We start from the raw sequence: 13,742 nt of genomic DNA on the forward strand, positions 1-13,742 counted from the left end.
TGATACTTTTTATTTCGTTTATTTTTATTAGTCTTTATTTTACCGGCTTACTTCCCATTACAAATCTCAGTTCTCCGCCATTCATAATATCACTGTGGTTCAGTTCCCAGCTTTTGTATTCTTTCCCATTCAAAAACATTTTCTGTACATAGATGTTTTTATCTGAGATCTTATCGGCAATCACTGTAAAGGTTTTTCCGTTTTCCAGCTGCAAAGATGCTTTGGGAAACTGAGGTGCTCCAATTGCATAAACCGGTTTTCCAGGCGTAACAGGATAGAACCCTAATGATGAGAAAATATACCATGCTGACATTTGTCCGCAATCTTCGTTATTCACAATTCCGTCCGGTTTGGCAGCATACATATTATCTCGGATGTATTTTACCATTTTCTGTGTCTTGTATGGACTTCCTGCATAGTTATACAGATATGGAACATGGTGCCCCGGCTCATCTCCAAACCCTAAAGATCCGATGAATCCAGAGATATCCACGTGCTGTTCCCCTTCCATATGAAGAGCTTCAGTAAATGTTTTATCAAGCTTTTCTTCAAATCCTTTTTTTCCACCATACAGATTCATCATTTCATCTATCTGATGCGGAACAAAGAAATCGTAAGCCCAGATATTTCCGGAAACCCAGTGTGGCTGAAGTTTTTTCCAGTCATTAAGGGCAAAATCGGCTAAGAATTTACCGTCTTTCTGTTTAGGCCAGAAATGGTTATTTTCTTTATTAAATGTGTTCAGAAAGTTCATGGAACGTTTTCTGTATACTTCTGCTTCATCTTTCTTCCCTAGCTTTTCTGCCAGCTGCTGGATACACCAGTCATCGTAGGAATATTCTAATGTTGCGGAAACAGAAGCTCCGTTTTCTGAAGGTGAATACCCTAATTTAATATAGTCATTAAGACCTCCTCCTCCGTCACTGCTGCTCATTTTGTCTGTCAGAGACGCATCTTTCATAGCAGCGAATGCTTTTTCAGCATCAATTCCGGGAACTCCCTTTGAAATGGCATCCCAAATTACTGATGTACTGTGATAGCCCAACATACAGAAATTGTCATAGCCGCAAAGTTCCCAGATTGGCATGTGATCCTTGCGATCGGTATATCTGCTGATAAGTGAATTGGCGAATTCTTTAGTATGCTTCTGATCCATAATAGTCAGCAAAGGATGGGTAGCTCTGAAGCCATCCCAATAGGAATAGGTGCTATAGTTAGTGAACCATTTCGTATTCATATTTTCCTGGGCAGCCACATAATCTCCGTTCACATCCATATAAAGATTCGGAGCAATAAAAGTGTGGTAGACTCCTGTATAAAAGATTTTTCGTTGATTATCCGTTCCTCCGGTCACCTGAAATCTTCCGATAAGGTCCCGCCATGTTTTTTGTGCCGTTTCTTTAGCTTTGGCAAAATCCACGTTTTGTGCTTCTGTATCAAAGTTTTCCTGTGCATTTTCTGTACTTACCGGAGATAAAGAAACTTTTACTTCTATACTTTCATTGGCTTCTGTAGCGAATCTAACAAAGGCTTTCGCATCTTTAGCCAGAGCAATTTTTTCGTTATTTTTTATTTTCCCTTCTGCATATACTCCATAAGATTTAAACGGCTTGGAAAATTCCATCACGAAATAAGCAAATCTCTTCCCGCCCCAGCCGTTACTATAGCAATATCCTTTGATTTTGTTATTACCTTCAATACTTACCAATGTGTGATAAATATTTCCGAAGATCTTATTGGTAGGATCAATAATGATATTCGCTTCATCGGTCTTCGGGAAGGTATATTTATGAAATCCTACTCTTGGAGAGGCTGTCAATTCTGCTTTAACTTCATAACTGTCCAACATTACGGAATAATATCCCGGAGCTGCCGTTTCTTTATCATGAGTGAATGTTGAGCGGTATCCTGTTCCAGGTTGATCTTCTGATCCCGGAACCATTTTCACTTGCCCTACAGTAGGCATTACTAAAATATCTCCAAGATCTGCCCATCCTGTTCCGCTAAGATGATTATGACTGAATCCCATAATCGTTTTGCTGCTGTAATGATATCCGGAACACCAGTCCCAATCACCGCTTTTCGTATTCTGATCCGGGCTCAGCTGAATCATTCCAAATGGTGTAGTAGCTCCTGGAAATGTATGTCCATGCCCTCCTGTTCCTATAAACGGATCTACCCAGGATAAAATATCATTTTTATTTTGGGCATTCGCCATGGAAATCAGAGAAGTAAAAAAACAGATCAGCAATTCTTTTTTCATGATAAGAGAGTATCAGAGATTTTTTTAATTTAAAAGTTTGTTTAAAAATATGAAAACCATTACAAAAATCCCAAAAAGGAGAGAAATTAAGCGGGTTAACCTATTTTTTTAATCTTAGTATTTTCAGATTGAATTCTTTTTCATAAAATCAATAATTTCCGAAATATAGCCAAAAGCAATAGCCACTACAGTATCGGCAGCACCATAATATACTGTTACTTTGTCTCCTTCCGTTAAAGCTGCACAAGGGAAAACCACATTGGGTACATCTCCTGTCAATTCATACAGCTCTGCGGGAGCTAATAAGTAAGGTTTAGTTCTGTACAATACTTTCGTAGGATCTTCAAGATCAAGCAAAGCTGCTCCCATTGAGTATCTGAATCCTCTGCAGGTATTGATCACCCCATGATAGAATAATAGCCATCCTTCTTCGGTTTTAATAGGAACCGGACCGCCACCAATCTTTGTACACTGCCATGCACTGTCCTCGAAAGGAGTTACTTTCATCACACAACGGTGCTCACCCCAATATTTCATATCAGGACTGTAACTGATATAAATATCTCCAAAAGGTGTATGTCCGTTATCACTCGGGCGGCTCAGCATCGCATATTTACCATTGATTTTTTCCGGAAAAAGAACTCCGTTTCTGTTGAAAGGAAGGAACGCATTTTCACACTGGAAAAATTCTTTAAAATCAAAAGTGTATCCAATTCCGATTGTAGGTCCATTGTATCCGTTACACCATGTGATCCAATAACGGTCTTCTATAAAGGTAACACGGGGATCATACTTATAATCGGATTCAATCATATCGGTATTTCCTGCCTGCATTTCAATAGGATCATGATTGATATCCCAATTGATTCCATCCTTACTGAATCCAGCAAAAATATTCATCTGCACTGCTTTATTGTCGCAACGGAATACCCCTGCAAAGCCATCTTCAAAAGGAATTACCGCACTGTTGAACACACTGTTGGATGTTGGTATCGCATATCTGTCAATGATCGGGTTTTCGGAAAACCTCCACATAGTATCATTACAACCTTCCGGGCGATCCTGCCAAGGGATCATTACTGATTGAGCTGTCATAAAGTATTTTTACTTTTTTATTTAAAATTTGTTTATTAATTGATTGGTTCTTCTTTCTGATTTTCTGAATAAGGAAAAGGAACAAATAGGGTCACAAGAAATGCAGGAATTGTAGCAACCAGTACCCAGATAAAGAACATTTTGTACCCGATCCAGTCACTGATCATTCCGCTAAACATTCCCGGAATCATTACTCCAAGATTCATAATTCCTGTTGCAAACGCATAATGGGCTGTTTTATGTTTTCCCGGAGCAATCTGCTGCATCATATAGAGCATTAATCCCACAAAGCCGAACCCATAACCGAAATACTCTACCACCACAGCAATTCCTACAGGTAAAAGATCAACCGGCTGATAATAGGCCAGTAATGCATAGACCACAAATGGAATATTGAATGCACAACACAACCATATCAATGATTTCTTCAATCCGCGGACTGAAATAAAATACCCCGCAAGAACAGATCCCAGGATAAATGCTGCAGAACCATAAGTACCGTAAATAAGTCCAATATCTGAGGTTGATAATCCCAGCCCTCCTGAAGTTCTTGGTGCTTTAAAAAATAAAGGAGCAATCTTTATTGCAAAACCTTCTGCAAAACGATACAGGATAATGAACAAAATACACCACAGGATTTTCTTCTTGGTAAAGAAGGAAGTAATGACTTCCAATAATTCTTTACGGACATTTCCGGCAGTCTTTTCATCTTTCTGTACTTCTTTATTTTCTTTAGGCAGAATGAAATAGTGATATATCGCTAATGCAAAAAATAATAATGCATAGATCACCATAATGATCATCCAGGCATGGGTAACTCCTTTTGTTTTTTCCAACATACCGGCAGCATAGACTAAAGCTCCACTACTGATAATCTTGGCAAGGTTATAAAATGCTCCCTGCCAGCCAATATACTTGGCCTGCTCCTTATTGGTCAGAAAACCAATATACGTTCCGTCTGCTACTACATCATGGGTAGCCCCACAAAATGCAACCACTGCAAAAAGCGCAATACTGTATTTAAAAAAATCATGCAAAGGCAGACTTAAGGCAACCAAAGCAAACAGAATTCCTATAGCAAACTGGGTAGAAACAACGAAGAACTTTTTGGTTTTATAGATCTCCAGAAAAGGGCTCCAAAGAGGCTTCAACGTCCATGAAAACATAATAAGAGCCGTCCAGAATGTGATCTTCGAATCCGAAACGCCCATATCTTTATACATAATTCCTGACACCGCATTAATGGTTACAAAGGGTACTCCCATTGCAAAGTATAAGGTGGATATCCAGAGAATTGGCTGAATCCGACGGGTTCCGGAGCTATTTTTTCCCATATTTAAAAATAAGATTCTAAAGAAAAAGAGAACATCTCAAAGCTCATTCCTGCTAAAAAACGAAACTATAAATTTTTTGGAAAGCCTACGTACTCTCCTGCCTGAATGATTATCACTTCTGAGATGTCTCTGTTTTATTGAAGTGATTGATTACTTTTTATCCCACCATAATTTGGTAGCTCCGTTATCCGAGCCGCCTAATTGCTGAACCGCCTGAGCATAATTAAAAGTTGAATTTTTTGTATCATTTGTGAACGGAATTCTTCTGATCATCTGATTGGTATCAATTAATCCTCCACTATCATTTTTTCTGACTTTGAACAAAACTGGATATCCTGTTCTTCTTTGTTCAGCCCATGCTTCAGGGCCATCCGGGTAAAGAGCTAACCATTTTTGAGTGATGATTCTTTCAAGTTTCTTTTCGTTAGAATCACTGTTGTTCCAAGCAATTGTAATGGTACTTAATTGAGAGTCTCCGGCAAGGATATTATTGGCTGCATTTTTAGGATCAATATAAGGAGCTTCTGTTGAAACATTATCTGCAAGATAATTAGCTACATCAGAACTTTTCCCCCATTCTCCAAAAGATTGAGCGATACCAGTCTGATAATTAGCCTGTACATCCCCTGCACCTGAGTAACCTCTCAAAGCCGCTTCAGCTTTTAAAAACCACGTTTCAGCAGCAGTAAATAATTTGAACTTTCCATCAGTTCCGGAGAAATAATCTCCACTAGCAGCTCTTGCTGCAGGTTGAGAATAACCACCATAGGTTGGTTGGCCATTTATTAAATCAATACCTTGGCGAATTCCTATATATTGAGGTTTACCATCTATAAAGGTTGCCGGATCTTTTGCTGTGTTAGCGTAGGAAGAAAGTCTTGGATCTTTGAATCCGTTCATATAAGCCATTATAGGTGCTCCTATAGAACAATCCCCCCACGAATAGATAATAAAACTCAATTCGTGCTGCCCGACACTTATCAATGCATTATCTGTATTGTCAGATATTAATCCTGCGGAAGAAGCAAAGACTTCCTCTGCATATTTTTTTGATTTTGCTGGATCAGCGTAACTCATACGCAAAGCAAATCTCAATTTGAGAGAATTAGCTAATTTTGCCCATTTAGCGATGTCTCCACCATAGATCAAATCTGATCTTTTCACAACAGCTTTATCTTCTACATTCTGGGTTGCGGGAGTATTTTGTACTTTTTGCAAATCAGAAATAGCAGCGGTAAGATCATTAATAAAATTGTTGTAAGCGTCCTGTTGAGAATCGAAATCTGTAACCCCATTTGCATTAGGAGTATCATATTTACTGTACACTACAGGTCCATGGCGATCTGAAACTCTTGCCGCTGTAAGAATTTTCAATATTTTTTTAACTGCAAAAGTTGCGGTAAAATCTATTCCGGGATAATTGTATTTTGCCACATCATCAATGATAATAGAATTATTAAAAGTATCACGCTGTCTTGCGATAATTCTATTGTTCCAGCCATCCATCATTAAATAAGTAAGATTATTTGTCCCTCCATTAAACTGTGATGCTGTACTAAACATTCCACTAAACATATCTGCATTGAGATTTGTCGCTAGCTGATAGTCTGACTGAAAACCTCTTTGCATGGCTTTCATAGGATCTACAATTGCCTTAAAGTCTGCATAAAAATTTTCCGGACCTCCAACTTTCTGCTGATTAAACTCTTCAAAGTCTCCGATACAACTAGAGGCAGAAAAAAGTACGGCTACTCCAAGTATATAAGTTTTAATATTAATTATTCTCATTTTAGTATTGTATATTTAGAAGTTAGCTTTTAATGATAATCCAATAGATCTGGTAATAGGTATACCAAAAGAATCTACTCCTACACCACCAGGTGTGTTTCCTGAAACCTGTTCAGGATCAAACGGTGCTTTTTTATAAAAGAAAAATAGATTTGTTCCCACTAAACTTACTGTTGCATTTCTCAGGTAACTAGAATTGATATCAAAAGTATACCCTATAGATGCCTGGCGCAGCCTTACAGTGGTTGCACTATAGATATATGCTTCATCAATTCCTGCTCCTTCCTGGTTTGCTCCTATCGTTTTATAATAAGCTTGTGCATCAGTTAACTCAGTATAGGCAGCTCCTGCATTTGGTGTTCCTGGTGCATATACAGCATTCGGGATAGATACTCCGCCTGCATCTCTGGCAGAAGCACTGTTCTGACTCACCCCAAGCAAATCATTTGCTTTTTTTGTTAGAGACAGAACTTGGCCCCCAAATTTTCCATCAATCAGAAATGAAATTCCCAATTTTCCAATATTAAAAGAGTTATTAAACCCTAACATAAATTTAGGATTCGGATTACCCAAATAACCAATTTGTTTATCTGCCATAGGCTTTCCATCTGCATCAACTAAAATTCTTCCTTGGTCATCTCTCATAAATTTAACACCATAAATATCTCCGAAAGACCCGCCTAATTTAAGCTTTGTATAAGCACCACCACCAGTAAGTGCAAGAAGTTGACTTTCCGGAACATTTATACTCGATGGAAATAATTCTACAATTTTATTTTTGTTCATGGACCCATTCAAATTAGCCGTCCATCCCAATTTTTCTGAATTTAATATTTTATAGGATAGAGAAGCTTCAAAGCCTGTATTTCTTATTTTTCCAGCATTTACATAATAGGAACCGGACGGTAACCCTCCTAAGTTAGAAGAAATATCAAGTGGCAAAAGCTGATTGGAAGCATTTGAGTTGTAATAGGTGATATCAAAACTTAAACGGTTATTAAACAATCTGAATTCAGTACCAGCTTCAAAAGTTTTATTAATTTCCGGCTTTGCAAATAATTCTTTGAAAGCAGGATCTGTTACAAGTGAGTATTTAGGCTTTACAATCTGACCAGCATCCACAATATATCCGTAAGCACTATTATAACGATCTGTTGCAGTTGCTAAATTGGGAGGCAATCCTAATCCTACTGTAGCATAAGACCCTCTTATTTTCCAAAAATTAATCGTTTCAGGGAGTTTAAAGATGGAGGATAATATTGCATTAGCACCTACAGATTCATAATCGTACCCGTTAGTTCCTGTTAAAGCCAAAGTAGAATCCCAATCATTTCTAAAGGTCATATCTACATAAAACATATTCTTATACCCCAAAGATGCACTTGCAAAAACTGACTGTACTTGTTTTTTGGTACTGTAGCTTATATTATGAAACCCATCTCCTACGCCCCTGTCCACATTCCACTGCAGATTACTTATTGTAAACAAATTCGGAATCGCCAAATAAGCATTATCAATTTCAGTTACTGTATTTCTTGAGGTATTGATACTCCCCCCAACTGTAAAATCTAATGAAATATCCTCACTTAATTTTGGACTCCCTACTAATAAAACGTCTCCGTAAGTAGATGTGTTTTCATATTTGTTTTGAAGGAATCTTCCATTAGTCCCGTTGCTAGTTATAAGACTTGGGTCTGAATAGGCTGAAACCCCTCTTTGACTATCAGTACTATTCCAACTATAATTCCCTCTTAATCTTGCTGATAACCAAGGATTTATTTGATAAGCTAGTGATACGGCACTATATGCGTTTTTATTGTTAACAGTAACTTTATCTCTGTTTAATATCCAGTAAGGGTTTTGTGTTGCAGGATTTCCGTTGAATTTTCCGTCTGGTCCTATAGCCCACCAGTTTTGACCCGGCAATAATCTCGATTTATCTATATAATAGTAGTTACTATTATTATATTGGTCAAAATCTACTCCTCTTGGCAACCAATATAAACTCACTAAAGGGGAGAAAGAAATACCCGGAGTCTGTCTATTGATGCTATTTTGTATAGAGCCAATAAAATTAGCATCCAACGTTAATTTATCATTCAGATATTTACTGGAGTTTCTAAAAGAGACATTGTACTGATCGAAATAAGAAGAAGGAATAATCCCTTTATTAGTAGTATTTCCTATTGAGACATAATTCGTTGATTTTTCAGTTCCTGATTGAAAAGAAAGGCTATTAACCCAAGTTGTACCGGTTTGCAGAAAGTCTTTTAAATAATCTTTGGAAGCTCCTTTCGCACCCCAGCTTTCATTGGATAAACCAGGAATTTGGCCAGCAACTGAAGGATCATAGGAAAGATAACTATGCTGCAACTTGGGAAGACTATATGCCTGATCTACTGTAAAACTCGTATTGTAACTTATAGAGCTTTTACCTACTTTTCCTTTTTTAGTGGTAATCAGGATAACGCCATTCCCCCCCATAGAGCCATAAAGAGCAGAAGCAGAAGCTCCTTTTAAAAAGTTGATGCTTTCAATGTCATCCGGATTGATAGAACTTAAAACATCTCCTGCGTCTGGCATTGTAGAATATTGGCTGGCCTCAGCAGATTTTCCACCCCCGTTAATAATGGGAATACCATCTATTACATAGAGAGGCTGACTACTACTTGCTGATTTATTACCTCTCATTAAAACCCTTACCGAACTTCCTACACCGTTAGTTCTATTGATCTGTACATTGGAAACTTTTCCACTGATAGAGTTTAAAAAATTGGGTGTTTTCACTTCTGTCAGTTCATCCCCACCAATTTGCTGGCTGGAATAGGTCAAAGAGCGGGCCTGCTTTTTAATCCCCAAAGAGGTGACTACGACCTCCTGAATATCGGTTGTCTTCGTAGTGTCGGCCGCTTTTTTTTCCTGTGCAGTGGCAGAAAGGGAAAAAACAAATAGAACCGGTATAACTGCTTTTCTCATAAGGTTTAGATTAGTTAGATTTAATTGAGAATCAATGACATTACTTTATAATTCAATACAAAAAAAATTATTGTTTTTTTAGCAATATTTTGCCGTTTATGTATTAAAAAATTTAAAGTTTTGTTAAGATTTAATTCACATTAACAAATCTATATTTTGTAACCAGCCCGATATAATACTATTTTATCATAAAACGATATTATTTTTTCAGTGAATTTATAAAAAACCACACAATCTATTATACATCAGTAAATTAACACACAAATAACATAACCAATAAAAGGAGAATTATCTTAGAATTTTTTATTTTAGATTGAGAAATACAGTATCGTATTGAAGTATATATTGAAGCTAAAAAGGACTTTACTCAATTTTTTTCACTCCTTTAAACTGTTCTCTGAATTCAGTAGGAGTCGTCTTTTTAATAGATTTAAAGACTTTATTAAAGTTGGCAATATTATTAAAACCTGCTTCGAAAGCAATTTCAAAAACAGTAAGATTCTTTTCCATCAGCCAACGGGCCGCATAGCTTATTCTGATCTCATTAAGGTAATTGATAAATGTTTTTCCTGTTCTTTTTTTAATGAATCTGTTGAATGTTACATTGCTCATATTCACCAACGAGGCTACATTATCCAGGGTTATTTTATTCTCAAAATTTTTATGTACAAAATCATGGATCGCCTTCATTTTATCATTATCAGCAAAAGTTTCAAGCTCAATACTGTAGGAAGACAAAAGTGTTTTATCTTCTGCGATGGCCAGCTCATTGAGGATTTTCATAATCTCGATGAAGGATTCAAAACTGTTCATTTTCGACAGATTGAGAAACGAGTCTTTTAGTTTTTCAGCGGTCTTCGTTGAAAAAAGAATGCCGCGGATTGAATCTTTCATCAGATTATTGATCGGTTTCAGTATATTTTTCTGCATCATAGACTGATTGAAAAAATCCTGATTAAACTGTATGGTAATTTCGTGGGTTTTCCGGTTCTTACATTTATAGTTTGCCCAGCAATGCGGTAAATTTGGGCCTACCAATACCAGTTCTATATCTCCAATCTCACCTGTATGATCCCCAATCATTCTGCGGTATCCTTTTCCTTTGTACACAAAGTTAATTTCAATTTCCGGATGATAATGATAAGGAAAATCAAAAGAGGCCTTAATTCTGTCAAACACAAGAAAACTATCTTCAGGAGATAGTGGAGTTATTTCTCTAAGAATATTTTCTAATTCACTCATACAGAGGTTTTTGAAAAATTAAAAAATAGCAACAATGCTATTCAGACACATAATTATTATTTATAATTTCAATTACTAAATTACGCTTATTTTTATAAAAAAATTATTACAATTACATACTTACCAAAGAAAACAGCTTCACAAATTTGCGAAACGGCTTTCTTTGTCCTCCGGAATGTATTTCAGTCACCTGTTAACATTAACAATAGAGGATTTATTTCCATTAATAATAAGTTTTAAGCTTTGTTATCATTTCTTTACAATACTTATAATCCTGTTTCTTATCATTAATTACAACAAATATTGATCATTCCACCAATCCAATTCTTACAACCATCATATAATTCAATTTTTGTTAATATTTACAAATCTAGATTTCATATACAATCAGATATAATATTATTTTATCATAAAACGATATTATTTACGCATTCCCATACAGCCAAATAACTGATTTACAGATTCAAAAGAGATTATGTCATACATTATCAAAACCGACTTGATTTTGATAATTAAAAAACTTTTTTTGTATCTTTAAAATAAATTCATATTAATCAAAACTCTACAGTATGAGACGTAACGCAACAGCCGTTTGGAACGGTACCATTAAAGAAGGAAAGGGACACCTTACAACCCAAAGTACCACCTTAAACCAGACTCAATATTCTTTTAACAGCCGTTTTGCAGATGGGGTGGGAACCAATCCTGAAGAATTGCTGGCCGCTGCCCATGCCGGATGTTTTACCATGAAATTAAGTGCTGAACTTTCCCAGGCAGGTTACACTCCTGAAGAATTAACAACCACTTCAGTCATCACTCTTGATCCTAACATTGGAAAAATTACAAAATCAGAATTAACCCTTACTGCAAAAGTTCCGGGAATTTCTGATGAAGAGTTTCAGAAATATGTGAAGATCGCAGAAGAAGGATGCCCTGTAAGCGCAGCATTCAACTTTGAAATTACTCTGAATGCTACTTTAGCTTAAAAAGCTTACCATATAAAAATATGAAGTCTGGGTTGTGATAAAATCTCAGACTTCGTTTTAAAATAAAATATACCAAATGGTATTTTTTGTATATTTGCATTATATTTAAGCACTTAAAATGTCAAAGGCAGAAAAGACAAAACAATTTATCATCGAGAAAACAGCAACTTTATTCAATACCAAAGGCTATGGCGCTACATCCCTTTCGGATATTACCCAGGCAACAGGTTTGACCAAAGGAAGTATTTACGGAAACTTTGAAAACAAGGATCAGGTAGCTATTGAGGTGTATAAATATAATGCAGGACTGTTGAGCAAGGTAATGAATTACTCTCTTGGAGAACAATATCCTACATCAACGGATAAGCTCCATGCTTTTGTATCTTTCTACCGGAAAAACTGGCGTTCCGTATTTTCAAATGGTGGCTGCCCTTTAATGAATGCAGCCACAGAAGCCGATGATTCTTTTCCTGTACTTAAACAATACGTTCAGAAATCATTCACGTTATGGACTGAAAAAATAGCTTCAGTTATTGCTCAGGGTCAAAAAAACGGGGAATTGAACGTCTCAGTAAATGCCGATGAGTACGCTTCTCTGTTTATCATGCTTATTGAGGGAGGAATTCTCCTTTCAAAAACGATGGATGAGGAACGATTCCTGCACCAGGCACTGGATAAGGTCAAGGATATGATTGATCACGAACTCATAATTCTTCCATCATAAATTTTCACAATATGGAAACAAAAAAAGTGGCCATTGTAGGATACAACAGAATCCCATTTGCCAGAATGAATACCGCCTATTCCGAAAAGGGTAACCAGGATCTTCTCCTTGTTGCTATGAGCGGATTGATAGACCGCTATCAGTTACAAGGTAAATTACTAGGAGAAGTTGCCGGTGGCGCTGTCATCAAGCACATCTCTGAAAGCAACCTCATCAGAGAAACCGTAATGAACACTTCACTGAATCCTGCAACTCCTGCCTGTGATCTGCAACAGGCCTGTGATACCGGAATTGAAGCTGCTATTTATATCGGAAATAAAATTGCTCTCGGACAAATAGAAAGTGGTATTGCCTGTGGTGTCGAAGCCATGAGCAACATCCCTTTTGAATCTTCTCCCCGCCTAAGAAAAGCCCTTTTAAAAGCGAATAAAGAAAAATCTGCATTCGGGAAAATAAAACAGCTTCTAAGCCCCAAACTGAAAGATTGGATGCCCATCCCTTACAAAGGGCAGGAACCCAAAACAGGTCTGGTGATGGGTGAACATACCGAAATCACAGCAAAATATTATAAAATTTCCAGAGAAGATCAGGATGATTTAGCTTTTAAAAGTCATCAGAACATGGCAAAAGCTTATGATGAAGGATTTTTTGATGATATGATAACTCCTGCCTATGGCCTGGATAAAGACAACAACCTCCGCCGTGATACCAGTCTTGAAAAGTTATCTCAGTTAAAACCGGCTTTTGATAAACAGAACGGAACTTTAACAGCCGGAAATTCAACACCTTTTACGGATGGTGCTTCAGCAGTTTTATTGGCAAGTGAAGAGTGGGCAAAAGCCAATAATCTTCCTGTTCTGGCTTATATTACATTTTCAGAGCTTGCCGGTATAGAATATGTTGAAAACAAACAGAACTTATTATTAGCTCCTGTTTTTGCCGCTGAAAGAATGTTGAAGAAAGCAGGAATGAACCTGGATGACTTTGACTATTACGAAATTCATGAAGCTTTTGCTGCTCAAGTACTAGCCACCATTAAAATCTGGGAAAATGATGATCTGGCTAAACAGTTCGGATTGGAAAAAGCACTTGGCAAAATCGACAGAAGTAAACTCAATATAAAAGGCGGAAGTCTTGCAGCAGCCCATCCTTTTGCAGCAACAGGCGGAAGAATTATAGCTACCTTAGCCAGACTTCTGAATGAAAAAGGTAGTGGGAAAGGATTTATTTCCATCTGTGCAGCTCGTGGACAGGGGATAACAATGATCTTAGAAAAGTAGTTTACAGCTGCTTTTACATAAAAACATTCATTATGCTATAAATAATACACCTTA

9 protein-coding genes are annotated in these 13,742 nt (G+C 36.9%); 3 read left to right on the forward strand and 6 right to left on the reverse strand.

The features are described from left to right. Positions 1-34 precede the first annotated feature (34 nt). The 6 genes from DRF65_RS01320 to DRF65_RS01345 form a co-directional block, all read right to left on the reverse strand. Positions 35-2,263 carry a GH92 family glycosyl hydrolase gene (locus tag DRF65_RS01320; protein WP_115968217.1) on the reverse strand — a complete coding sequence of 743 codons (2,229 nt, stop codon included), beginning with the start codon at positions 2,261-2,263 and terminating at the stop codon, positions 35-37. A 123-nt stretch (positions 2,264-2,386) separates the two neighbouring features. Then, a complete protein-coding gene (locus DRF65_RS01325; RefSeq protein WP_115968219.1) occupies positions 2,387-3,358 on the reverse strand; it encodes a glycoside hydrolase family 130 protein in 972 nt (323 codons plus the stop codon). Positions 3,359-3,393: 35 nt separating this feature from the next. After that, positions 3,394-4,692 (reverse strand): MFS transporter, encoded by a 1,299-nt coding sequence (locus DRF65_RS01330; RefSeq protein ID WP_115968221.1) that lies wholly within the window; start codon positions 4,690-4,692, stop codon positions 3,394-3,396. 150 nt (positions 4,693-4,842) lie between these two features. Then, positions 4,843-6,480, reverse strand: a complete 1,638-nt coding sequence (locus DRF65_RS01335; protein WP_115968223.1) for a SusD/RagB family nutrient-binding outer membrane lipoprotein — start codon at positions 6,478-6,480, stop codon at positions 4,843-4,845. Positions 6,481-6,495: 15 nt separating this feature from the next. Next, positions 6,496-9,456 carry a SusC/RagA family TonB-linked outer membrane protein gene (locus DRF65_RS01340; RefSeq protein WP_115968224.1) on the reverse strand — a complete coding sequence of 987 codons (2,961 nt, stop codon included), beginning with the start codon at positions 9,454-9,456 and terminating at the stop codon, positions 6,496-6,498. A gap of 363 nt (positions 9,457-9,819) precedes the next feature. Beyond that, positions 9,820-10,698, reverse strand: a complete 879-nt coding sequence (locus DRF65_RS01345; RefSeq protein ID WP_115968226.1) for an AraC family transcriptional regulator — start codon at positions 10,696-10,698, stop codon at positions 9,820-9,822. A gap of 569 nt (positions 10,699-11,267) precedes the next feature. Between DRF65_RS01345 and DRF65_RS01350 the strand changes: the two genes are divergently transcribed. From DRF65_RS01350 to DRF65_RS01360, 3 genes are all read left to right on the forward strand, one after another. Further along, positions 11,268-11,684 (forward strand): OsmC family protein, encoded by a 417-nt coding sequence (locus tag DRF65_RS01350; protein ID WP_115968228.1) that lies wholly within the window; start codon positions 11,268-11,270, stop codon positions 11,682-11,684. Between the two features lie 118 nt (positions 11,685-11,802). Continuing rightward, positions 11,803-12,408: a TetR/AcrR family transcriptional regulator gene (locus tag DRF65_RS01355; RefSeq protein WP_115968229.1), complete on the forward strand. Its 606-nt coding sequence runs from the start codon at positions 11,803-11,805 to the stop codon at positions 12,406-12,408. A gap of 11 nt (positions 12,409-12,419) precedes the next feature. Next, the gene (locus DRF65_RS01360) at positions 12,420-13,688 is read left to right on the forward strand and encodes an acetyl-CoA C-acetyltransferase (protein ID WP_115968231.1); all 1,269 of its coding nucleotides are present in this window, start codon (positions 12,420-12,422) and stop codon (positions 13,686-13,688) included. The last annotated feature ends 54 nt before the right edge of the window (positions 13,689-13,742 follow it).

This window comes from Chryseobacterium pennae (assembly GCF_003385515.1).
GTDB lineage: Bacteria > Bacteroidota > Bacteroidia > Flavobacteriales > Weeksellaceae > Chryseobacterium > Chryseobacterium pennae.